Here is a 22,860-nt window from a genome sequence, read left to right as displayed (position 1 = left end):
TGCCCGAAAAGCCATTACAATCTGGTGACTCCTGCAGCAGAACCCACTGACAGCGGAAATCCGTTTTGGCCAGAACCACTACAAGCCGCTTCTCGACCTGGCTGAACCGCTCCAGCCTGCGTCAGCGCTATCTGGGCGCGGCGCTGGCCGTCTCGGCAACCATCCTGGCCGCTTCGCTGTACACCGACTATCACATCCGTCAGGCACAGGAACGCAGTACCCGCAATATCGAACATCGCAACCAGGTCCAGCTGGTCACCCGCTCCCTGCGCAATGACGTCTGGGGCACGGAATACGCGCTGCAGGCCTTTATCCTCACCCCGACCGCCTGGTACCGCGAAACCGTGCAGCTGCGCATCCGCTCGGCCCTGACGACCACGGAAAAACTCCAGGGACTGGAATGGCCGCAGCAGCAGGGGCTGGGCAGGACCCTCGACGAGATCGATCATGCCCTGCTCGAATTGAGTTCCGCGGCCAACCGGCTGATGGATATCCGTTCCGATGTCGAGCAGCTGTTCCCGGCCGCCCGTCTGATGGACGAGACCCTGGCCCCGGCCCGCACCGAATTCCTCACGGCGGTCCAACTCGCGTTGCAGGAACTGGAAACCGTCGCCCCGGATCCCGCGCAGCGTGAAATCCGCGACGAATTCGAGGCCGCTCAACTCTCCTGGCTGCAGATGGTCGGCGCCTTCCGCCTGTACGTGGTACGCCAGGCCGGCATCTACAGCGACACGGAAAAGGGGCTCAACGACGCCGCCCATGACATCAGCCTGCACCATGGCCAGGTACTCAAAACCCTGGAACGGCTGCATCAACTCAGATCGCAGCCGCAGTTCTCCCTGCAGGCAACGGAATCGCTGGAGCAGATGACCCGCAACGCCAGTGTCTGGTATCGGGCCTTCGAGCGCTTCCGCAGCCTGCGCCAGACCGGCCACTGGCGCGCCGACTTCCCCCTGATCAAGGACGAAATCCAGCCGTTGTTCGCCAGCATCTGGGACAACCTGGACCATATCGATGCCAGGGTGGAGGAAGCGGCCGTACGCGACGTCACCCACTGGAGCGCGCTGGCGCACAACCTGCGCAACGGCATCATGCTGCTGGTTGCGCTGGTGCTGATCACCTTCGCCGTGGGCTACATCTTCTTCCAGCGCACCGTGCTCAGCCCGCTGTCCACGCTGACCCGGGCCATGAACCAGGTCGCCCACGGCCAGTACCAGGAACGCCTCCCCGCGCCCCGTAACCGCGAGACACGCAATCTGCTTGATGCCTTCCAGCACATGCAGCACATGATCGAACAGCGCCAGAACGAACTGCGCCATCAGACCCTGCATGACGGCCTGACCGGCCTGCCCAACCGCCTCCTGCTCAACGACCGCATGCAGCAGGCCCTGCTGATCTCGGCCCGCGACGGCAACCCCTTCTGCCTGCTGATGATGGATCTGGACCGGTTCAAGGAAATCAACGACACCCTCGGTCACCATGTCGGGGACGAGGTCCTGCGCGAGATCAGCCGCCGTCTCCAGGATCTGCTGCGCCGCTCCGACACCGTTGCCCGTCTCGGCGGTGACGAGTTCGCCGTCCTCCTGCCCGAGACCGGCATACCCGAGGCCCAGGCCATCGCCGGCAAGATCGCCCAGTGCCTGGATCGAGCGATCAGCATCAACGACCAGCAACTGCTGGTGGATACCAGCATCGGCATCGCCGCCTACCCCGATCACGGCAGTGATATCGACACCCTGGTCAAACGCGCCGACGTGGCCATGTATGTCGCCAAGAACAACGGCCTGACGCACTCGGTCTACAGCTCCGAGCACGACCCGCACAGCGTCAGCCGGCTGGCCATGATCAGCGAACTGCGCCACAGCTTTCAGCACGACGAACTGGAGCTGCACTACCAGCCCAAGGTCGCCATCAGCAGCGGTGAACTGGTCGGCGTGGAGGCCCTGCTGCGCTGGCCGCGCTGGAACGATGTCAGCATCGACTACATCATCACCACCGCCGAGCAGACCGGATTGATCCGCCCACTCACCCAGTGGGTCATACGCCGCGCCCTGGAACAGCACCTGGCCTGGCAACGACTCAACATCAATCTGCCGATCGCCATCAACCTGTCGACCTGGAATCTGGAACACGCCGACATCGACGCCAACATCGGCGAACTGCTCGATGAGCTCGGCGTCCCGCCCGAATACCTGGAGTTGGAAATCACCGAGAACGCGATGCTCAAGAACCCGGAGCGCGCGCAGGAAATCCTGCAACGGCTCAGCCAGCGCGGCATCCGTCTGTCCATCGACGATTACGGCACCGGCTTCTCCTCACTGGCCTACCTCAAGCAGATGCCGGTGCGCGAGATCAAGATCGACCGCTCCTTCGTCTCAGATATGCTGGAAGACGAGAACGACGCGGTCATCGTCCGCTCCACCATCGACCTGGCCCATAACCTGGGACTCAAGGTGGTCGCCGAGGGGGTGGAAACCGCCGATATCTGGGATATGCTGCAGATTCTCGACTGCGATATCGCCCAGGGCCATTACATCGCCCGCCCCATGTCCGCCGCCCGGTTCACCGACTGGCTGCGGGACCGGGCCCAGAAGCGCGCGGACACCCATCAGGACTCGGCATGATGCACTACACAGCACCCGGCGGACTCGGCATTGCACTCGCCCTTGCGCTGGCCGCTGCACCGGCAGCCGCGCGGGACGTCAACGGCAACTATGCCGTCTTCGGCAGCGGCAGCGGCGACTGCGAGGATTACCTGGACGCCCGCTACCGGGGCGGGGCGGATGAGCTGCTGTACGTGGAGTGGACCGCCGGCCACCTGTCCGCCTACAACCTGCTGCTGGACAATACCTACAACATTCTCGGCACCACCAATCCCTTCGACTTCATGGCCCGGCTGGATGCCTGGTGTCGCCAGCACCGTGACGCAGCCTTCACCGTGGCGGTGGCCCGGCAGATGGAAGATCTGTTCGACGAACGCCAGAACCTCGCTCCGCAGGAAGACGGCGGCTGGGAGAACTGGATCGAGCAGTTCGGCGGCAGGGGGCAGACACAGGAAGAGGCGGAGTGAACACCCTCATCACATAAGCGGGTTACACTGCAGTCAGGTATTTTGACACGCCCACCAATACACCGTCATTCCCGCGAAGGCGGGAATCCATATCCCGCCGCGGCTTCTGGATCCCCGCCTTCGCGGGGATGACGGAGTCCATTAGCGCAGTTCTGCCAGCAGGCTCTCCATCATGCGCACGGCCTGGCCGTGATAGCCGCCGCCGAACAGGTTGAGGTGGTTGAGGACGTGATAGAGGTTGTAGAGCTGCTTGCGCACCGGGTAACCGGCATCCAGCGGCCAGGCATCCTCGTAGGCGGCGTAGAAATCCCGCCCGAAGCCGCCGAACAATTCGGTCATGGCCAGATCGGCCTCCCTGTCTCCATAGTAGACCGCCGGATCAAAGATCACCGGCTCACCCGATTCGAGCACGGCATGATTGCCACCCCAGAGATCGCCGTGAAGCAGGCTGGGCACCGGCGTGTAATCCACGAACAGGGCAGGGAAGCGACCCATGAGTTGTGCACCCAGCCGCTGCAGTTCACCCCCGTGACCCTCGCGCCCGGCCAGTTCCAGCTGGAAGCCCAGCCGCCTGTCGCGCCAGAAAGCAATCCAGTCACTGTCCTGCGGCGTGTTGATCTGCGGCGTGGAGCCGATGGTGTTGTCGCGATGCCAGCCGAAGGCCTCCCGCGTGGTACGGTGCATCCGCGCCAGCTGTTCACCCAGCCGACCCGCGGCCCCGCTACCGCGGCCGAATTCCAGATACTCCATGACCAGGTAACAGTGCCCGCCGGCCACTCCCCAGCACACCGGCGCCGGCGCCCGCACCGTGTTGCTGGCGACGATCTCGTTCAGGCCCTCGGCCTCGGCCTCGAACATGTCGGCCAACCCGGCGCGGTTGGTCTTGACGAAAAAGGCGCAGCCGTCGCCCTCCACCCGGAAGGCCTGGCTGATGCAGCCGCCGCCGACGCCGCGGCCGGCATCGGTGCCGACATCCACGCCGGTGTGCTCACGGATATCGGACTGGATCTGCTGCCACAGGGACATGGAACTGGAAGCGGGTCATGGGCGAGCCACGAGGATAACGTGACGCTGGCGGTCGCTCAACAGTGAGGGCGGCTTACAACGCAGAGGTCGCAGAGGCGCAGAGATAATTATGCAATGCAGGTTGGGCTGGACAAATTGGAGTCCAGCCCACGAAGCTGTTTGTCAGCGTCATTGCGATGCCGAGATCCGAAGGGTGGAGCACCCATAATGAAGCCCGAAGGGACTCTATGGGAGCGGCGCGGCAATCTCGTACGGTGGGTTCAGTCGTTCAGGGATTGCCACGTCGCTTCGCTCCTCGCAATGACGATTCCATCAGAACCAACTTAAAAACTTTGCGTCCTCTGCGTTATTGCCGCAACAGCAAAGGAATCACCCCGCCATCGCGGCGGCCAGGCGCTGGTGCAGCGGGCTGTGGCGGGGGAAATGGGCGCGCAGGAACTCCATCTGGTCGGCCATCACCCGTTTGCCCTGCAGGTAGATGTACTCGGCATGGGTGGGAATGAAGGGCACTGCCAGCAGTTCCATGTTGGCCTCTTCGGGACGGCGGCCGGCCTTGTGATTGTTGCAGCGCTTGCAGGCGGTGACCACATTGTTCCAGGTATCGGCCCCGCCCTGGCTGATGGGCGTGACATGATCGCGCGACAACTCCCGGGTGGGAAACTGTTCGCCGCAGTACAGGCACAACTGGGCATCGCGTTTGAACAGGGTACGGTTGTTGAGGGGCGGGGTGTAGCTGTCGCGGTTCTTCTGCAGCGCGGTGTGGTTGCCGTGGGTGGCGATGATGGAATTGACCTCGACCAGGCTCTGCCTCCGGGTCCGGGCGTTGATGCCGCCGCGGATGCGGAAGATCACACTGCCGCAGGCGTAGGCGACCTGACCGAGATGATAGAGTCGGACCGCCTCGCGATAGTCGACCCACTCCAGCGGCATGCCGCCGGCGTCGGTCCTGAGTACCTGATGCGACAAATCCTGCGACATGGTCGAGTCCTCGTCATACCGGAGGACTCTTTATCTCAGAAGTCCCCGGAAAAGTAAACTGCTTCAACCCGGTCTTTGCTTTTGAACCGGCTGATATTACTGAGTTTATTTGCGCCGACATTGCTGCACGGCGCTACCGATTGAAGCATCGTGGCATGACACCCATGTGTCCACGGGGGAATTTTTCCCCGATATTCAATCGCTCAGCTGAATCCGTTATCATGGCGTGCTTTTGGGGAAGGGACAAAGCCGGCCCTTCCCGCCCGTGACAACCGGACAGCCGGAGACGGAGAGACAACAATGCCGATACGCGTGGCCGTACCCAAGGAAACCCTCGAAGGCGAATGCCGGGTGGCGCTCGATCCGGTCGTGGCCAAGCGCTTTGCCGCGCTGGGCTGCGAGGTCCGGATGGAGCACGACGCCGGGGCCGGCGCCCATTATGTGGATGACGACTACGAGGACGTCGGTTTCGTCACCGACAAGGCCGAACTGCTTGCCAGTGCCGATGTGGTCCTCAAGGTCCAGCCGCCGACCGAGGACGAGATCAAGCAGATGGCCGAGGGCAGCATCGTCGTCGGCTTCATGTCCCCGTACCGGTTCCCGGACCGGGTCAAGCTGATGCGCGACCGGAAAATCACCAGTTTCGCCATGGAACTGATCCCCCGCATCTCGCGCGCCCAGAGCATGGACGCATTGTCCTCCCAGGCCGCCGTAGCCGGCTACAAGGCCGCCATCATGGCCGCCGACCGTACCGGGCGCTTCTTTCCCATGCTGACCACCGCCGCCGGCACCATCCGGCCGGCGAAAGTACTGGTCATCGGCGCCGGTGTCGCCGGCCTGCAGGCCATCGCCACGGCCAAGCGCCTGGGCGCGGTGGTCGAGGCCTACGACGTGCGTTCGGCCACCCGCGAGCAGGTACAGTCGCTGGGCGCGAAGTACATCGAAACCGGTGTCGCCGCCGAGGGCGAGGGCGGCTATGCCCGCGAACTGACCGAGGAGGAGAAGCGCAAGCAGCTGGAGGTCCTGGCCAAGCACATCACCCAGGCCGATGCCGTGATCACCACCGCCGCCATCCCCGGCAAGCCCTCGCCGAAGATCATCAGCCAGGAAATGGTCGACAACATGAAGGTCGGCTCGGTCATCATCGACCTGGCCGCCGAGGGCGGCGGCAACTGCGAAGTCACCAAACCGGGCGAGGACTACGTCTACGGCTGCGTGCGCGTCTACGGCCCCTTCAACGTGCCCGCCATGCTGCCGGTGCACGCCTCCGACATGTACGCCAAGAACCTGCTCAACTTCCTCACCCCCATGATCGAGGAAGGCGAACTCAAGCTCGACTGGGAAGATCAGGTCATCCACGACTCGGCGCTGACCCACGACGGCGAAATCAGGCACGAACCCACCCGCGCCCTGGTGGAAGGAGACGCGTCATGATCGAAGGCTTCACCGCACTCTACATCTTCATGCTGGCCGCCTTTACCGGCTACGAGGTCATCGCCCGGGTTCCGGTCATCCTCCACACTCCGCTGATGTCGGGCTCGAACTTCGTCCACGGCATCGTGCTGGTGGGTGCCATGGTGGCCATGGGCCACGCCGACACCGACATGGAGCGCTTCATCGGCTTCATCGGCGTGATGCTGGCCGCGGGCAACGCGGTCGGCGGCTACGTGGTCACCGAGCGCATGCTCGAGATGTTCAAGAGCAGCAAGGAGGACCGCAAATGATCGAGCTGAGTTATTTCGCGGCCGCGGTCCTGTTCATCCTCGGCCTCAAGCGCATGAGCTCGCCGAAGACGGCGCGCGGCGGCATCGTCTGGGCCGGCGCCGGCATGGTGGTGGCCACCTTCGCCACCTTCTTCATGCCGGGCATGGGCAACTACGGCCTGATGATCCTGGCCATGCTGATCGGCGGCGGCGCGGCCTGGTATACCGGCAAGAAGGTCGCCATGACCGACATGCCGCAGATGATCGCCATCTACAACGGCATGGGCGGCGGTGCGGCCGCCGCCATCGCCGCGGTGGAACTGCTCAAGGGCCACTTCGACAACAGCACCTTCCAGGTGCTGGCCGTTGCCGGCGCCCTGATCGGTTCGGTGGCCTTCTCCGGCTCCATGATCGCCTTCGCCAAGCTGCAGGGGCTGATGAAGAAGTCCTTCCACTTCCCCAGCCAGCAGATGATCAACCTGGTCGTGTTCGGCCTGGCCATCGCCTTCGGCCTCTACGTGATGTTCGCCGAGGCCCCGGGCGGCTTCGCCCTGTTCATGTTCTTCGCCCTGGCACTGGCCTTCGGCGTGCTCATGACCCTGCCCATCGGCGGCGCCGACATGCCGGTGGTGATCTCGCTGTACAACGCCCTGACCGGCCTGGCCGTGGCCTTCGAGGGCTTCGTGCTCGGCAACGCCGCCATGATCATCGCCGGCACCGTGGTCGGCTCGGCCGGCACCCTGCTCACCCAGCTGATGGCCAGGGCGATGAACCGGCCGCTGTCCAACGTGCTGTTCTCCGGCTTCGGCGCGGTCGAGGCCGAGAGCAGCGCCGGCCCCGAGGGCGAGATGAAGGAGATCGGCGCCTCCGATGCCGCGGTGATGATGGCCTTCGCCAACAAGGTGATCATCGTGCCCGGCTACGGCCTGGCCGTGGCCCAGGCCCAGCACAAGATCTGGGAGTTGACCGAGATGCTGGAGGAGCACGGCGTGGACGTGAAGTTCGCCATCCATCCTGTGGCCGGCCGCATGCCGGGCCACATGAACGTGCTGCTGGCCGAGGCCGGCGTGCCCTACGACAAGATCTACGACCTGGAGGAAATCAACGCCGAGTTCCCGCAGGCCGACGTGGCCCTGGTGATCGGCGCCAACGACGTGGTCAACCCGGTGGCACGCAACGACAAGTCCAGCCCCATCTACGGCATGCCAATCCTCAATGCCGACCAGGCGAAGAACGTGATCGTGGTCAAGCGCGGCCGCGGCCGCGGCTTCTCCGGCATCGAGAACGGGCTGTTCTTCCTCGACAACACGCGTATGCTCTATGGCGACGGCCAGGAGGTAGCGGCCAAGCTGATTGCCGAGGTCAAACAGCTGTAACTGCAGCCGCAACTGCAGTCACGACCCGACAGAAAGCTCGGCCGCGCCGGGCTTTTTGTTTCTGCAACCCCAATGACGGAACAGGCGCCATGGCAACCCCCACATCAGTCGCGCGCTACACCTGCATCCTTGCCGGCTGGCTGACCGCCGCTGCTGCCCACGCCTTTCCCACCGATCTTGACCAGTGCCTGCTCGAACAGTTGAAGACCGCGCCTGACGAAGCCACCGTGGCCGAGCTCAAGGCCGTCTGCCTGGAGTCGCTCCTGCCGCTGACCGGGCAGGGGCCGGATACGCCGGCTGCCGCGACGGCCGCACCGTCGCCCGCCGCCGGGGAAAAGGCCGCCGCCGAATCGCACACCTCCCCGCTGGAGACCCGCATCACCCTGGAGCGCGCCACGGCGGCGAACCCCTTCGTCATCACGCCGCACCGGCCCAACTACCTGCTGCCGGCCACCTACAGCTTCTCGCCCAACAGCGATCCCTTCGACATCAGTTCGGGCGAACTGCAGAAGTGGGAGATCAAGTTCCAACTCAGCTTCAAGTTTCCCCTGGTCCGCGGCCTGTTCAATGACCGCGGCACCCTGTTCATGGCCTACACCAACCAGTCCTACTGGCAGGCCTACAACCGCAAGTTCTCCTCGCCCTTCCGCGAGACCAATCACGAGCCCGAACTGTTCCTGACCTACCTGCCGGATTATTCGCTGCTGGGCTTCGATGCCCGCGTCCTTCAGTTCGGCGTTTCGCACCAGTCCAACGGCCAGAGCAACGAGCTCTCACGCAGCTGGAACCGCGTCTACGCCGATCTGGTATTCGAGCGCGGCAACTTCGCCTTCAGCCTCAAACCCTGGTACCGCATCCCGGAACAGAAGAAGAGCAGCCCGACCGATGCCACCGGTGACGACAACCCCGACATCGAGGACTACATGGGCTACGGCGAATTCCGCCTCGCCTACAAGCTGGACGGCCATTCCCTGAGCCTGATGCTGCGCAGCAATCTCAGCCGCAGCGATCCGCGCGGGGCGCTCGAGCTGGGCTGGTCCTTCCCCCTGACCCGCAAGCTCAAGGGCTACGCCCAGTACTTCGACGGCTACGGCGAGAGCCTGATCGACTACGATGCCCACATCCGCCGCATCGGCATCGGCATCGCGCTGACCGACTGGTTGTAGACTGGCTGTTAGCCCGCCACCGGCCGGATATGATGCGCTAACCCCGAGTACACGCCCGGCGGAGCGCCGGTTTATAACCGGGTTATAAACCGGCCGGCCTCGCCCCCGGAGGGCACGCAAAAGGAACTGGGATCAGCGGTGATTTCAAGCTTGATTTTTCTCTCCCGCCCGGTTTATACACAAGCTGCAAGCAAACCCGACCCTTTCGCGTCAGACGCCCGTCGCCACTCCGGCCCAACGGCGGGATTTTTACAACACACTGTTTTATAACAATAAAAATCACTGGTGACAAAATGCGCAAATTAACACAAATGCAACAAATACAGGCCCTGGAACCCTTTAGCCCCATTCGTTCCACAAAGTTATCCACAGTTTTTGTGGATAAGGAAAATACCGCTTCCAGATTAGCCGGTTAACACCGTTTTGTGACAATCAGAGTCAAGTAACTGCGATAACCGCCCGGACAATCCATTGCCGACAGCATCCACACCCATCTACGCCAGGGTGGCCCTGCCCTGCCCCCTGTACCGGGTCTTCGATTACCGCCTGGCGCAGCCCGGCCGCATCGCCCCCGGCAGCCGGGTGCGGGTCCCGTTCGGCCGCCGCAATCTGGTCGGCGTGGTGGTTGAACTCAGTCCCGACACGGAGTTGCCCCCGGCGCAGATCCGGCCCCTGTCCGAATTGCTCGATGCCCAGCCGGTCGTCCCGCCCGACCTGCTGGCCCTGCTGTGCTGGGCCGCCGGCTATTACCACCATCCGATCGGGGAGGTCCTGGCCCAGGCCCTGCCGGCCCTGCTGCGTCAGGGACGGCCCGCCCGGATCGAACAGACCCGCCACTGGCAACTGAGCGCTGCGGGCCGAGCGGTGGATCCCGCCGACCTGGCCCGGGCGCCGCGCCAGGCCGCCCTGCTCAGCGTCCTGACCCGCTGCCCGGAGGGCGCCGACCGCGACCGGCTGCAGCATGAGGGTCTGTACCGGCGCGACAGCCTCAGGGCCCTGGTCGACAAGGGTTGGGTGGAAGAACGCCTGGAGACGCCGGGACTGGATACCCCGGGTGCGGGTGCCGCAGCCCCGTCACTCAACCCCGCCCAGGCCGACGCCGTCCAGGCCGTGGCGGAGCACGCCGGCTTCGGCTGCTTCCTGCTCGACGGAGTGACCGGCAGCGGCAAAACCGAGGTCTATATCCGCGCCATCGAACAGGCCCTGGCGGCCGGCCGCCAGACCCTGCTGCTGGTGCCCGAGATCGGCCTGACTCCGCAGCTGATGCAGCGGCTGCGGGCGCGGCTGGCAGCACCCATGGTGATCCTGCATTCGGGGCTGAGCGAGCGCGAGCGCCTCAATGCCTGGGTGGCGGCGCGCGACGGCGCTGCGCGGATCGTGGTCGGCACCCGCTCGGCGGTGTTCACCCCGCTGCCGGCGCCGGGGCTGTTCATTGTCGACGAGGAACACGACCCCTCGCTCAAGCAGCAGGACGGGTTTCGCTACTCGGCCCGCGACCTGTTGATCTGGCGCGCCCGGCAGCAGGACGTTCCCGTCCTGCTGGGTTCGGCCACGCCTTCGCTGGAAAGCCTCTACAACGCCGATCAGGGACGCTATCAGCGCCTGCATCTGCCGAACCGCGCCGGCGCCGCCAGCGCGCCCGAACTCAAGCTGCTGGACATCCGCGGCCAGCCGCTGCGCGAGGGACTGGCCGAACCGCTGCTGGGCGCCATGCGCCGGCACCTGGCGCGCGGCGAACAGGTACTGCTGTTTCTCAACCGGCGCGGGTTCGCCCCGACGCTGATCTGCCATGAGTGCGGCTGGGTGGCGGCCTGCCGGCGCTGCGACAGCCACCTCACCCTGCACCAGCGCCGCGGCCGGCTGCACTGCCATCACTGCGACGCCAGCCAGGAGGTGCCGGTGCAGTGCCCCGAGTGCGGCAGTCCGGACCTGCGCGGGCTGGGCTACGGCACCGAGCGCATCGAGCAGACCCTGCAGCAGCTGTTCCCCGACCATCCCTGTCTGCGCATCGACCGCGACAGCACCCGGCGCAAGGGCCAGCTCGAGGCCCTGCTGGAACAGGCCCACAGCGGCGCGGCGCGCATCCTGCTCGGCACCCAGATGCTGGCCAAGGGCCATCATTTTCCCGGCGTGACCCTGGTCGGCATCCTGGAGGCCGACCAGCGCCTGTTCTCCAGCGACTTCCGCGCCAGCGAACGCCTGGCCCAGCTGATCGTCCAGGTCGCCGGCCGCGCCGGGCGGGCCGAACGGCCGGGCACGGTGCTGATCCAGACCCACCACCCGGACCACCCGCTGCTGCGGCGGCTGGTCACCGAGGGCTACGCCGCCTTCGCCGCGGCGGCCCTGGCCGAACGCCGGGACACCGGCCTGCCGCCCTATGCCAGCCTGGCCCTGCTGCGGGCCGAGGCCACCGACCGCGAAGCGCCGCGGGAATTTCTGGAACAGGCCCATGCCCTGGCGCAGCAGCAGTCGGGCCCGGAGATCGAGTTCTGGGGTCCGGTGCCGGCGCCGATGGAAAAACGCGCCGGCCGCTACCGGGCCCAGCTGCTGGTGCAGTCCGCGGCGCGGGCCGCCCTGCACCGGCTGCTCGATGCCTGGATCCCGGTCCTGGCCGAGTCGCCCGCGGCCCGGCGCATCCGCTGGTCGGTGGACGTGGACCCGGTGGATACCTTTTAGCCTGCCTCCGCGGGACAACCGCAGAGACGCAAAGATTTTTATATTATTTCGCCTCTGCGTCGCTGCGCCTCTGCGTCCCTGGCGTTACTGTCGCCGGCGTTGGGCAAAACCCATAAACCGCCCTTGCAACCCATCCGCAACACCGGATAATAGCCGGCTTCGAGCCGCATCCCGGCCCTGTACAATCTCCAGGAAGATCATGAAACACCTGCTCCAGGACCTGCTCCAGCACAGCCTCGCCGCCCTGCAGGGCGACGGTACCCTGCCCGGGGATCTCGAGGCCGAGATCCACCTGGAACGCACCCGCGATGCCGCCCATGGCGACTTCGCGACCAACCTGGCCATGACCCTGTGCAAGCCGGCCGGCAGCAAGCCGCGCGATCTGGCCGGGAAGCTGGTCGCCGCCCTGCCGCCCTCCGAATTCGTCAAGCGGGTGGAAATCGCCGGCCCGGGCTTCATCAACTTCACCCTCACCGCCGATGCCTGGCACCGAACCCTCGACCAGATACTCGAAGCGGGCGACGCCTACGGCCGCTCGGACCTCGGCGGGAAACAGCCGGTGCAGGTGGAATTCGTCTCCGCCAACCCGACCGGTCCGCTGCACGTCGGCCACGGCCGCGGCGCGGCCTACGGTGCGGCCGTCGCCGACCTGCTCGCCGCCGTCGGCTTCAGCGTGCACCGCGAATACTACGTCAATGACGCCGGCCGCCAGATGGACATCCTGGCCGCCAGCGTCTATCTGCGCTACCTCGAGTTGTGCGGGGAGGAATTCGCCTTCCCCAGCAACGGCTACAAGGGCGACTATGTCTGGGACATCGGCGCGACCCTGCATCGCAATCACGGCGATGCCTGGCGTGTCAGCACGGACGAACTCTATGCAGACGTCCCCGCCGATGCGCCCGAGGGGGATAAGGAGGCGCACATCGACGGCCTGATCGCGCGCATCCAGTCGCGGCTCGGCCCCGAGCGCTATCGCGAGGTGTTCGATGCGGGGCTGAACGAGATCCTGGCCAACATCCGTCAGGACCTGAAGGAATTCGGCGTCGAGTACGACGAGTGGTTCTCCGAACGCTCGCTGACCGAACAATCCCTGGTCGAGGCCGCCATCGCGCGGCTGCAGGAGGCCGGCTACCTGTACCAGCAGGAGGGCGCGACCTGGTTCCGCTCCACCGACTTCGGCGACGAGAAGGACCGGGTGGTGGTGCGCGACAACGGCCAGAAGACCTACTTCGCCTCCGACATCGCCTATCACATGAACAAGCTCGAGCGCGGCTTTGCCCGCGTGATCGATGTCTGGGGTGCCGACCACCACGGCTATGTGCCGCGGGTGAAGGCCGCGCTGCAGGCGCTGGGCGACGACATCGACCGCCTCGATGTGCTGCTGGTGCAGTTCGCCATTCTCTACCGCGGCGGCGAGAAGGTGCAGATGTCGACCCGCTCCGGCGAGTTCGTCACCCTGCGCGAACTGCGTCAGGAGGTCGGCAACGACGCCGCCCGCTTCTTCTATGTCATGCGCAAGTGCGAGCAGCACCTGGACTTCGACCTGGACCTGGCCAAGTCCCAGTCCAGCGACAACCCGGTCTACTACATTCAGTATGCCCATGCGCGGGTGTGCAGCGTGCTGCGCCAGATGCAGGAAAAGGGTATGCAGTGGGACCGCGCACGCGGCCGCGAGCACCTGCACCTGTTGCACGAGTCGCACGAGCAGTCGCTGATGATCAACCTGTCGCGCTATCCGGAGGTTGTCGAGACCGCCGCGCTCAATCACGAACCGCACCAGCTGGCGCACTATCTGCGCGACCTGGCCAACGACTTCCACACCTACTACAACGCACACCAGTTCCTGGTCGGCGACGAGAAGCTGCGCGATGCGCGCCTGAACCTGATCCTGGCCACGCGCCAGGTGATCGCCAACGGCCTGGGGCTGCTGGGCGTGTCGGCGCCGGAGTCGATGTGAATTCCTTAACGCAGAGACGCCAGGGCGCAGGGAACGCAGAGATATTCAGGCATTGTGCAGTCACTACATCGCCAACCAACCCCGTCATCCCGGCGTATGCCGGGATCCAGGAGCCGCCGCGGTAAATGGATTCCGGCCTGCGCCGGAATGACGGAAGTATTCTGCGCCACTGCGTCTTTGCGTTGAAGCACTTGATCTTATGCCACGAGACTACAAACACCGCGCCAACCCCAAACGCCGCAAACAGTCCGTGCCCGGCTGGTTGTGGCTGCTGGCCGGTCTGCTGATCGGCCTGTTCGTGGCCTTTCTGGTCTATCTCAAGCAGCCTGCCGATCCGGACACGCCGCGGCCGAACCCGGTGGTCACCACCGATGAGGACGCACGCGCCGTGCGCCGGCCGCAGCAGCGCGAGATCCCGCCGCCGCCCAAGCCCCGCTTCGACTTCTATCAGATCCTGCCGGAGATGGAGGTGGTGGTGCCGGAGGAGTCCATCACCGGCAGCCGCAAGGAGGGCGTGCGCCAGGTCGAGACCCCCGGCACCTATCTGCTGCAGGCCGGTTCCTTCAAGTCCGCCGAACAGGCCGACCAGCTCAAGGCCCGACTGGCCCTGCTGGGACTGGAGACGCATGTGCAGACCGTGCGCATCAACGAGTCCGAAACCTGGCACCGGGTGCGGGTCGGCCCGTTTGACGACCTGCGCAGTCTGAACCGGGCCCGGGCCCGCCTGCGTGAGCACGACATCGAGGCCATCCTGCTCAAGGTCAAGGGCTGACCCGGACAAGCCTTCACTTGCCGGCCCTGAACTGCGCCAGCGTGTACACAGGAACGCCCGCCATGCCCGTGCGCACACACCACGCCTGTCACCGCACACGACTGCCACTGGTCTGCGCTGCCCTGCTCGCCGGCCTCCCGGTCCAGGCATCGGAACAGGCCGGTGAGGAACCGATCACCATCACCATCACGGCCCCGCGCCTGCCCCGCACGCTCCAGCACACGCCGGCCGCCGTCACGGTGGCGGACGAACGGGACCTGCGCCAGGCCCGGCAGGGGCTGGCGCTGGACACGGCGCTCAACCGCAGTCCCGGCGTGCTGTTCCAGAACCGCTACAACTTCGCCCAGAACCTGCGCCTGTCCATCCGCGGCTTCGGCGCCCGCGCCCCCTTCGGCATCCGCGGCGTGCGCATTCTCGTCGACGGCTTCCCCGAGACCCTGCCCGATGGCCAGTCCCAGATCGACAGCATCGACCTCGACTCGGTGGAGCGGGTGGAACTCATCCGCGGCCCGTCCTCGGCCCTGTACGGCAACGCCGCCGGCGGCGTGCTGCAGGTCACCACGGCCGCGCCGCCGCCGGCCCCCTTTGCCGAACTCACGGCCCGGGCCGGCAGTCATGACCTGCGCAAGCTGTCACTGCGCGGCGGTGCGCGTCACGCTGCCTGGGGCGCTCATCTGAGCGCCTCGCGGCTGGACTATGACGGCTACCGTGACCAGAGCCGTACCCGCAAGGCACTGCTGAACGCGAAACTGACCCATGACATCGACGCCCGGCGCAGTGTCAGCGCGGTATTGACCGCGCTGGACCAGCCCTACGGCGAAGACCCGGGCGGCCTGACCCGGGCCGAGGTCGCGGCCGACCGCCGCCAGGCCGCGCCCAATGCGCTGGCACTGGACAGCGGCCAGCAGGTGCGCCAGCAGCGTCTGGGCCTGCACTACCGCGACCGCGGCATCGGCCCCGGGGAAGCCAGCGCGCGGCTGTTCTACACCCGCCGCGACTTCGAACAGCAACTGCCCTTCCCCGGCCCGAGCCGGCTGCAGTACGAACGCGACTTCTACGGCGCCGGCCTGGACTACACCGCCAACGCCGGACTCGGTGGGCGGCCGCTGCGCTTCACGGTGGGGATCGAAGCCGCACGCCAGCGCGATGACCGCCAGCGCTTCCTGGTCGACGGCAGCGGCGGCGTCACCGGCCAGATCCAGGACGCGACCGAGACCGCGACCGAGATCGGTGTTTATGGTCAGGCCGATCTGGCATTGATGGATCGACTCGATCTCACCCTGGGCGGACGCTACGACCGGGTGGCGTTCGACATCGACGACCGCTTCACCCCGGACGGCGCCGCCTCGGGCAGCCGCCGCTTCGACGAACTGAGTTTCACCCTGGGCCTGGGCCATCAGCTGCATCCCGACCACCGCCTGTATGCCGCGGCCGGCTCGGCCTTCGAAACCCCGACCTTCACCGAGTTCTCCGACCCGACCGAACCGCAGCAGGGCTTCGACCCCGGGCTCGATCCGCAGCAGGCACTCAATCTCGAACTCGGCGCCAAGGGTTTCATCGGCCCGGGATTGCGCTACGAACTGGCACTGTTCCGGGTGGAGACCCGTGACGAGATCGTGCAGGTGGCGAGCGAACCCGACCGCTTCGCCAATGCCGCCCGCACCCGCCGCACGGGGCTGGAGGCCGCGCTGGTCTATGCCATCAGCGACCGCCTCACCGCGACGGCCGCCTACACCCGCGCACGCTACCGGTTCCGGGAGTTCGTCGATGCCTCCGGCACCGATCTGGCCGGCCGTCGCCTGCCGGGTCTGCCGCAGCAGACCCTGTTCGCCGAACTGGCCTGGCGCGACCCGGGCGGCCCCTATGTCATCCTGGACGGCCTGGGCGTCGACCGCGTCTATGCGGACAACGCCAACCGCGAGCCGGTCGCCGGCTATGCCGTGTTCAATCTGCGCGCCGGCATGCGGGGCGCATGGCAGGGAACGGAACTGGAGATTTTCGCCGGGATCAACAATCTCACCGACCGGGACTACTTCAGCAACGTGCGCATCAACGCCGCCGCCGGGCGTTACTTCGAGCCGGCGCCGCAGCGCAATCTCCATGCCGGGGTCCGGATTCGTCATTGAAGCTGGTCATCCGGCACACGAACTGCATAATGGTGATACGGGGATCCGCTTCCCCGCCCCGCAACGACCTCGAAGGAGGCGCACCATGAGCAAGCTGAAACTGCAGTTGGTGACGGTGGACCTGGACAACGGACAGAGCGGCGTCTTCATCGGCCTGCCGCTGATCACGGACGAGCACAGCGATGACGAATGCCAAGTCGAGGATATCTGGTTTTCGGATCTGCAGGACTTGCCCGAGGCCATGTCGCTGGCGCAGGTCATCCGGATGATCCGGGAGCAGCTGCGCTGCTCTCAGATGCGGCTGCAGTAGCTCAGCGCGGGTTATTCGAACCGGTAGTGCTTGCGCACGGCGGCACGGATCTGCCAGGTGCAGTCCATGCCGGCCGGGAAGGTGACCAGGTCGCCGGCCTGGATCTGCACCGGCTCGCCGCCGTCGGGGGTGACCACCACGTCGCCTTCCAGCAGGTAGCAGGTCTCGGTGGCGTCATAGCTCCAGGGGAAGGTGGAGCTCTCCTTCTCCCAGATGGGCCAGTCGTACACGCCCAGTTCGTCCAGCCGCTGCGCGCCGGGATTGCGGGTCACCTGTATCTGCATGCTCAGTCTCCGTGTTTGCTCGGTCTGCGCTTCATCCGGTAGAGCGCGGAGATATCCTCATCGCCGAAGCCGTCCTGCATCAGTTGCCGATAATCCGCCAGCGTCCGGTTCACCAGCGGCAGTTCCATGCCCAGCGCCTCGGCCATGGCCCGGCAGATGGCGAGATCCTTGTGATGCAGGCCCAGTCTGAACCCGGGCTCGAAACGGCCCTGCGTCATGCTCGGGCCGCGGTGGCTGAGGAACCAGTTGCCGGCCGCGCCGGCGCCGACCACCTCGATGACCTGCTCCAGCGGCAGGGCGTGGGCCTCGGCAAACGCCAGCGCTTCGGTCACCGCCTGGTTGATACCGGCGGCCATGATCTGGTTCACCGCCTTGGTGGCCTGGCCGCTGCCCACCGGGCCCATGTGTTCGATGCGCTGACCCAGCGCCTGCAGCAGGGGCCGGACCCGTTCCAGCACCCCGGCCTCGCCGCCCACCATCAGCGCGAGCGTACCCCGGCGCGCGCCCTCGACGCCGCCGGAGACGGGCGCGTCGAGGAAATCCACGCCCCGCGCCGCCAGCCGCGCCGCCGCGGTCTGTGCGGTCTGCGGCTGCACGGTGGAATGATCGATCACCACCTGGCCCGGCCGCAGGCCGGGTTCCAGCGCCTCGATCACGGCCAGCACATCGGCATCGGCCGAGACGCACAGCACAACGACATCGACCTGCCGCGCCAGCGCGGCCGGCGACGCCGCCACTGCCACAGCCAATTCAGCCGCGACGGACTGCGCCTTTGCCGGCGTACGGTTCCAGACCGCGGCCAGCACCCCGGCCCGGTTGAGATTGGCGGCCATGGGCGCGCCCATTGCGCCCAGGCCGATGAAGCCTGTCGCCGGCAGCGTCACCACCCCACCTCCCGCCTCACTCAATCCTCCAGATAGGTATAACCGACCAGCCCCGCCTCCAGTTCCTCGATGAAGGCCTGGCGCCGGGCCTCGTCGAGGTCGGCCGCAGCGATCCGGTCACGGTAGACCTGCTTCATGGCTTCGGTGTCGAAGTGCACATAGCGCAGCAGTTCGTCGATGGTGTCGCCACGCTCCGGCTGGCTCAACTCGAAGCCGTCCCCGGTCAGCACCACATTCACCGCGTCGGTATCGCCGAACAGGTTGTGCATGTCGCCCAGGATCTCCTGGTAGGCGCCGACCAGGAAGATGCCGAGCAGATACTCCTCGTCCGGCCGGTAGGGATGCAGGGGCAGCGTGCTCTCGATGCTCTCGCCGTCCACATACTGCTGGATGCGGCCGTCGGAGTCGCAGGTCAGGTCCTGCAGTACGGCGCGCCGGGTGGGCGGATCGTCGAGGCGATGCAGCGGCGCAATGGGAAAGATCTGGTCGATGGCCCAGACATCGGGCAGCGACTGGAATACCGACAGGTTGATGAAGTACTTGTCGGCCAGTTTCTCGTTCAGGGCATCGAGGATCTCGCGGTGCTCGCGCCGGCCCTGTTTGAGCATGGGCCGGACCCGGTGGCAGATGGCGAAGTACAGCGCCTCGGCCCGGGCCCGCTGCTCCAGATCGAGCACCCCATGCAGGTACAGCCCGCGCGCCTCGCCCAGCCAGTACTCGGCGTCATGCCAGGCCTCGACCACGTTGCGGGCCGAGAGTTTCTCCAGCACCTGCCACAGGTTCTGCAGCAGCAGCGGATCGTCCTCGGCGGGCGCCTCCAGCGGGCCGGTACCCGGGGCCTGCTCGATATCGATCACGTTGGTGATGAGCATGGCATGGTGCGCAGTCATGGCGCGGCCGGACTCGGTCACCAGGTCGGGCTGGGGCAGGTCGTACTCGCGGCAGATCTCGGCCAGGGCATGCACGACATTGTTGGCATACTCGTGCACGCTGTAATTGATGGAGCAGTAGCTGCGCGAGCCGGTACCCTCGTAGTCGATGCCGAGCCCGCCGCCCACGTCCACCCACCCCAGCGGCGCGCCCAGCCGGTGCAGTTCGGCATAGCAGCGCGCCACCTCGCGCATGCCGCGCTGGATGTCGCGGATATTGGCCACCTGCGAGCCCAGATGCGAGTGCAGCAGCTGCAGGCAGTCCAGCATCCCGGCCGCGCGCAGACGCTCGACCAGCTCGATGACCTGGCGTGCGTGCAGGCCGAACTTGGACTTCTCGCCGCCGGTGTTCTGCCACTTGCCGGCACCGATGGAAGACAGGCGGATGCGCACGCCCAGCAGCGGCGACACCTGCAGTTCGCGCGCGGCCTCCATCACCCGCTCCAGTTCGGTGAGCTTTTCCACCACGATAAAGATGCGGTAACCGAGGGCGCGGCCGATCAGGGCCAGGCGGATGTATTCGCGGTCCTTGTAGCCGTTGCAGATGATCACACCGCCGGGACGGGTCAGCGCCAGCACGGCCATCAGTTCGGGCTTGCTGCCGGCCTCCAGGCCGACACGCTCGCCGCCATGGCCGAGGATCTCGTCGACCACGCTGCGCTGCTGGTTGACCTTGATGGGATAGACGGCGGTGTAGGCGCCCTGGTAGTCATACTGGCGGCGCGCCGCGGCGAAGGCCTCGCACAGGGTATCGATGCGGTGATGCAGGATGCCGGAGAAGCGCGCCAGCACCGGCAGCGACAGGCCGGCCTCGCGACAGCGCCCGGCCAGTTCATACAGATCGACCGTTACTCCCTGCCCCGGGGCCGGCTGCGCGGTCAGGTGGCCGGCGTCATTGACGTCGAAATAGCCGCTGCCCCAGTGGGCAAGGTTGTAGGTACTGCGCGCCTGATCAATGGTCCACATGGTCGGAAAGATACAAGTTGCAAGCAAACGGATACAAGGCGCGGCGCGCCTCACCTGCCCGAATTGTAACTTGTCTCCCGCCGCTTGTATCTTGTATCTTTCGCGTTCAGCCGGAGATCCACTCCCCCAACGCCCTGCCAAAGGCCAGACTCATGACCACCCTGGACACCCACTGGTTCACCGAAATCTGCGAGGAAGGCGGCTCGGCCTTCTCGCTCAGGATCAAGCGCAAGCTGCACGAGGAACAGAGCCCGTATCAGCGCATCGAGATCTTCGAGACCGAGAAATTCGGCAACCTGATGGTCATCGACGGCTTCGTGATGCTCACCGGGCGCGACAATTTTCTCTATCACGAAATGATGTCGCATCCGGCCCTGTTCACCCACCCGGATCCGAAGCGCGTGGTCATCATCGGCGGCGGCGATTGCGGCACCCTGCGCGAGGTGCTGCGCCATGACGGCATCGAGCATGCGCTGCAGGTGGAGATCGACGAGCGGGTCACACGCATCTCGGAGAAGTTCTTCCCCGAGCTGTGCGAATCCAACAACGACCCGCGCGCCGAGTTCTATTTCGGGGACGGCATCAAATGGATGGCCGAGGCCGCGCCCGGCAGCGTGGACGTGGTGATCGTCGACAGCACCGACCCGATCGGGCCGGCCAAGGGGCTGTTCACCGAGGCCTTCTATCGCGATTGCTTCAATGCCATGGGCGGGCACGGGGTGCTGGTGCAGCAGAGCGAATCGCCGCTGTATCACATGCGCATCCTCAAACCCATGCACGCGGCCATGCGCGCCGCCGGCTTCGACGATACCGCCAGCCTGTTCTATCCGCAGCCGGTGTATCCCTCCGGCTGGTGGACCGCCACCCTGGCGGTCAAGGGCGGCCCGGCGGGCGAATTCCGCGAGCAGGCCGCGGCGGACAAGTCCTTCGAGACGGTCTACTACAACGCCGGGCTGCATCGCGGCGCGCTGGCGATGCCGGAATTCTTCCGCAAGGCGCTGGAGGATTAGCCGACCTGCATAGTGCAGTGCACCGCTGCAGCGTAGGATGGGTGAAGCGAAGCGTAACCCATCATGCCGTCTGCCCTGAAGGGTTACGGCGCAAAGCGCCTGCACCCATCCTACAACACTACCAGCCCCGGCGATGGGTTGCGGCGCTAAGCGCCTCCACCCATCCTACAATGCCCCCTCAACTGGCGTGGCGCCCGCCGGTGTCCACCTGCAGCCGGTCCAGCCGCAGCCGGTGGCGCTCGTCGAACAGCCGCCTCGAGACCAGCGCCAGGCTGGCCAGCGTACCCAGCCCCGTCCCCACCGAGATCAGGAACATGATCATGATCTGGTATTTCACCGCCTCCACCGGCTCGGCGCCGGCCAGGATCTGACCGGTCATCATTCCCGGCAGGCTGACCAGGCCGGCCGCGGCCATGGCGTTGATGATGGGGATCAGGCCGCTGCGCGCAGCCTCGCGCTTGAGGTCGCAGATTGCCTCGGTCGCGCTCGCACCCAGCATCAGCCGGCCCTCGATCTGCTGGCGCTGCTGCCAGGCAGACTGGGTCAGCCGGTCCATGGCGATGGAGATGCCGTTCATGGTATTGCCCAGCAGCATGCCAAGCAGCGGGATGGCGTACTGGGGCGCGTACCAGGGCTGGTTGCCGATGATCACCCACAGGGCGAACAGGGTGACAGTGAACGAGGACAGGAACATGGAGAAGGTCCCCACCCCGAAGCTCCACCAGCCGGTCAGGCGCCGGCCCTGACGGACCATGACCTCGCGCCCGGCCACGGTGAGCATGACCAGCGATATCAGGCCGATGAAGACCGGGTGGGCGATATCGAACAGCCATTTCAGCACCAGGCCGATGAGCAGCAGCTGCACCGTAGTGCGCAGGGCGGCAACCAGAATCTGGTTGCGCAGCTGACGCTGCAGCCGCCCCGACACAAAGGCCAGCAGCAGCACCAGCAGCGCGGATAAGCCCAGGTCCCAGTGGCTGAGATGGATCATGCGGCCTGATCCTCGCGCACCGCCCCGCCCGCCTCCACCCGGTAGCAGCGCACCGCCACCTTGTGCAGCTGCGCCTGGTCGTGCCCGACCCAGATCGCCGCCGCGCCGCTTTCGTCCAGGTAAGCGCGGATCAGTGACTCCGCCCGCTCGGCATTGTCCCGATCCAGGTTGGCGGTGGGCTCATCCAGCAGCAGCACCCGCGGCCGCAGGGTGAGCACCCGCAGCAGGGCCAGACGCTGCTTCTCGCCGCTGGACAGGCGATCGATGCGCCACTCCAGCACGGCCGGCTCGAACCCCAGCGCCGCCAGCGCCGTCGCGCTCGGCACGGCAGGAAAATGCGGCCCGACGGTGTCATGCCACCAGGCGCTCTCGGCCGGCAGCAGCGCCACCCGCCGCCGCCAGTCCCAGGGCATGAGTGCGGCGGCGGGTTCACCGTCCAGCCACATCTGCCCGGCATGCGGATCCAGGTCGGCCAGGGCGCGCAGCAGCCGGCTCTTGCCGCTGCCGGAGGCCCCGCTCAGTCCCACGCATTCCCCCGGCTGCAGCGTCAGTTCCAGCGGGCCGATTTCGCCCACCGCCAGGCCCTGCGCCCGGAACAGTTCCGATGAATGGCTCAATTGCACAATTCCCCTGGGA

Annotated in this window: 19 protein-coding genes; 12 read left to right on the top strand and 7 right to left on the bottom strand. The window is 66.1% G+C overall.

Annotated features, from left to right (window positions below; all coding sequences use genetic code 11):
* Positions 1-65 precede the first annotated feature (65 nt).
* Both COW1_RS13255 and COW1_RS13250 read left to right on the top strand, forming a co-directional pair.
* Positions 66-2,624, top strand: coding sequence for a bifunctional diguanylate cyclase/phosphodiesterase (locus tag COW1_RS13255; protein ID WP_201344461.1), 2,559 nt, complete (start codon positions 66-68; stop codon positions 2,622-2,624).
* Positions 2,621-3,070, top strand: coding sequence for a hypothetical protein (locus COW1_RS13250; protein WP_096363641.1), 450 nt, complete (start codon positions 2,621-2,623; stop codon positions 3,068-3,070). Before COW1_RS13255 ends, COW1_RS13250 begins: the two co-directional genes overlap by 4 nt.
* A 141-nt stretch (positions 3,071-3,211) precedes the next feature.
* Here the strand turns inward: COW1_RS13250 and COW1_RS13245 are convergent, their stop codons facing one another.
* Both COW1_RS13245 and COW1_RS13240 read right to left on the bottom strand, forming a co-directional pair.
* The gene (locus COW1_RS13245) at positions 3,212-4,096 is read right to left on the bottom strand and encodes a fructosamine kinase family protein (protein WP_201344460.1); all 885 of its coding nucleotides are present in this window, start codon (positions 4,094-4,096) and stop codon (positions 3,212-3,214) included.
* Positions 4,097-4,465: 369 nt separating this feature from the next.
* Entirely contained in the window at positions 4,466-5,074 is a 609-nt protein-coding gene (locus COW1_RS13240) for an HNH endonuclease (protein WP_096363645.1), read from the bottom strand.
* A 300-nt stretch (positions 5,075-5,374) separates the two neighbouring features.
* On the opposite strand from COW1_RS13240, the gene COW1_RS13235 reads away from it, so the two are divergent.
* The 9 genes from COW1_RS13235 (at position 5,375) to COW1_RS13195 (ending at position 17,160) form a co-directional block, all read left to right on the top strand.
* Positions 5,375-6,508: a Re/Si-specific NAD(P)(+) transhydrogenase subunit alpha gene (locus COW1_RS13235; RefSeq protein ID WP_096363647.1), complete on the top strand. Its 1,134-nt coding sequence runs from the start codon at positions 5,375-5,377 to the stop codon at positions 6,506-6,508.
* On the top strand, positions 6,505-6,798 hold the full coding sequence (locus COW1_RS13230; RefSeq protein WP_096363649.1) for an NAD(P) transhydrogenase subunit alpha: 294 nt from the start codon (positions 6,505-6,507) through the stop codon (positions 6,796-6,798). Before COW1_RS13235 ends, COW1_RS13230 begins: the two co-directional genes overlap by 4 nt.
* On the top strand, positions 6,795-8,153 hold the full coding sequence (locus COW1_RS13225) for an NAD(P)(+) transhydrogenase (Re/Si-specific) subunit beta (protein WP_096363651.1): 1,359 nt from the start codon (positions 6,795-6,797) through the stop codon (positions 8,151-8,153). Before COW1_RS13230 ends, COW1_RS13225 begins: the two co-directional genes overlap by 4 nt.
* Before the next feature lie 89 nt (positions 8,154-8,242).
* A complete protein-coding gene (locus COW1_RS13220; protein WP_096363653.1) occupies positions 8,243-9,319 on the top strand; it encodes a phospholipase A in 1,077 nt (358 codons plus the stop codon).
* A gap of 471 nt (positions 9,320-9,790) precedes the next feature.
* Positions 9,791-11,995, top strand: coding sequence for a primosomal protein N' (locus COW1_RS13215; protein ID WP_201344459.1), 2,205 nt, complete (start codon positions 9,791-9,793; stop codon positions 11,993-11,995).
* 199 nt (positions 11,996-12,194) lie between these two features.
* Complete coding sequence (gene argS, locus COW1_RS13210) at positions 12,195-13,952, top strand: arginine--tRNA ligase (RefSeq protein ID WP_201344458.1); 1,758 nt, start codon at positions 12,195-12,197, stop codon at positions 13,950-13,952.
* A gap of 199 nt (positions 13,953-14,151) precedes the next feature.
* Positions 14,152-14,724 (top strand): SPOR domain-containing protein, encoded by a 573-nt coding sequence (locus tag COW1_RS13205; RefSeq protein WP_201344457.1) that lies wholly within the window; start codon positions 14,152-14,154, stop codon positions 14,722-14,724.
* Between the two features lie 62 nt (positions 14,725-14,786).
* Entirely contained in the window at positions 14,787-16,850 is a 2,064-nt protein-coding gene (locus tag COW1_RS13200) for a TonB-dependent receptor (RefSeq protein WP_201344456.1), read from the top strand.
* Positions 16,851-16,935: 85 nt separating this feature from the next.
* A complete protein-coding gene (locus tag COW1_RS13195; protein WP_096363663.1) occupies positions 16,936-17,160 on the top strand; it encodes a hypothetical protein in 225 nt (74 codons plus the stop codon).
* 11 nt (positions 17,161-17,171) lie between these two features.
* On the opposite strand, the gene COW1_RS13190 is transcribed toward COW1_RS13195, so the two are convergent.
* From COW1_RS13190 to speA, 3 genes are read right to left on the bottom strand one after another with little or no spacing between them, the layout of a single operon-like run.
* Positions 17,172-17,444 (bottom strand): cupin domain-containing protein, encoded by a 273-nt coding sequence (locus COW1_RS13190; protein ID WP_096363665.1) that lies wholly within the window; start codon positions 17,442-17,444, stop codon positions 17,172-17,174.
* Positions 17,445-17,446: 2 nt separating this feature from the next.
* Complete coding sequence (locus COW1_RS13185; RefSeq protein ID WP_255534204.1) at positions 17,447-18,331, bottom strand: NAD(P)-dependent oxidoreductase; 885 nt, start codon at positions 18,329-18,331, stop codon at positions 17,447-17,449.
* Between the two features lie 17 nt (positions 18,332-18,348).
* Positions 18,349-20,223 carry a biosynthetic arginine decarboxylase gene (gene speA, locus COW1_RS13180; protein WP_201344455.1) on the bottom strand — a complete coding sequence of 625 codons (1,875 nt, stop codon included), beginning with the start codon at positions 20,221-20,223 and terminating at the stop codon, positions 18,349-18,351.
* A gap of 152 nt (positions 20,224-20,375) precedes the next feature.
* On the opposite strand from speA, the gene speE reads away from it, so the two are divergent.
* Positions 20,376-21,233: a polyamine aminopropyltransferase gene (speE, locus tag COW1_RS13175; protein ID WP_096363669.1), complete on the top strand. Its 858-nt coding sequence runs from the start codon at positions 20,376-20,378 to the stop codon at positions 21,231-21,233.
* 178 nt (positions 21,234-21,411) lie between these two features.
* Here speE and fetB read toward each other — a convergent pair whose 3' ends face one another.
* Together fetB and COW1_RS13165 are read right to left on the bottom strand one after the other, a co-directional pair.
* A complete protein-coding gene (gene fetB / locus COW1_RS13170) occupies positions 21,412-22,224 on the bottom strand; it encodes an iron export ABC transporter permease subunit FetB (RefSeq protein WP_201344454.1) in 813 nt (270 codons plus the stop codon).
* Complete coding sequence (locus COW1_RS13165; RefSeq protein ID WP_242466435.1) at positions 22,221-22,841, bottom strand: ATP-binding cassette domain-containing protein; 621 nt, start codon at positions 22,839-22,841, stop codon at positions 22,221-22,223. The genes fetB and COW1_RS13165 overlap by 4 nt, the downstream gene beginning before the upstream one ends.
* Positions 22,842-22,860: the final 19 nt, after the last annotated feature.

It is taken from the genome of Thiohalobacter sp. COW1, assembly GCF_016629505.1.
Taxonomy (GTDB): domain Bacteria; phylum Pseudomonadota; class Gammaproteobacteria; order Thiohalobacterales; family Thiohalobacteraceae; genus Thiohalobacter; species Thiohalobacter thiocyanaticus_A.
Note: the sequence above shows the minus strand (reverse complement) of the source record. Positions and strands in the feature narration are given on the sequence as shown.

Coding starts and splice junctions, on each gene's coding strand:
- COW1_RS13250 (WP_096363641.1), top strand. CDS start 2,621: ATGATGCACTACACAGCACCCGGCGGACTCGGCATTGCACTCGCCCTT.
- COW1_RS13245 (WP_201344460.1), bottom strand. CDS start 4,096: ATGTCCCTGTGGCAGCAGATCCAGTCCGATATCCGTGAGCACACCGGC.
- COW1_RS13240 (WP_096363645.1), bottom strand. CDS start 5,074: ATGTCGCAGGATTTGTCGCATCAGGTACTCAGGACCGACGCCGGCGGC.
- COW1_RS13235 (WP_096363647.1), top strand. CDS start 5,375: ATGCCGATACGCGTGGCCGTACCCAAGGAAACCCTCGAAGGCGAATGC.
- COW1_RS13230 (WP_096363649.1), top strand. CDS start 6,505: ATGATCGAAGGCTTCACCGCACTCTACATCTTCATGCTGGCCGCCTTT.
- COW1_RS13225 (WP_096363651.1), top strand. CDS start 6,795: ATGATCGAGCTGAGTTATTTCGCGGCCGCGGTCCTGTTCATCCTCGGC.
- COW1_RS13220 (WP_096363653.1), top strand. CDS start 8,243: ATGGCAACCCCCACATCAGTCGCGCGCTACACCTGCATCCTTGCCGGC.
- argS (WP_201344458.1), top strand. CDS start 12,195: ATGAAACACCTGCTCCAGGACCTGCTCCAGCACAGCCTCGCCGCCCTG.
- COW1_RS13205 (WP_201344457.1), top strand. CDS start 14,152: ATGCCACGAGACTACAAACACCGCGCCAACCCCAAACGCCGCAAACAG.
- COW1_RS13200 (WP_201344456.1), top strand. CDS start 14,787: ATGCCCGTGCGCACACACCACGCCTGTCACCGCACACGACTGCCACTG.
- COW1_RS13195 (WP_096363663.1), top strand. CDS start 16,936: ATGAGCAAGCTGAAACTGCAGTTGGTGACGGTGGACCTGGACAACGGA.
- COW1_RS13190 (WP_096363665.1), bottom strand. CDS start 17,444: ATGCAGATACAGGTGACCCGCAATCCCGGCGCGCAGCGGCTGGACGAA.
- speA (WP_201344455.1), bottom strand. CDS start 20,223: ATGTGGACCATTGATCAGGCGCGCAGTACCTACAACCTTGCCCACTGG.
- speE (WP_096363669.1), top strand. CDS start 20,376: ATGACCACCCTGGACACCCACTGGTTCACCGAAATCTGCGAGGAAGGC.
- fetB (WP_201344454.1), bottom strand. CDS start 22,224: ATGATCCATCTCAGCCACTGGGACCTGGGCTTATCCGCGCTGCTGGTG.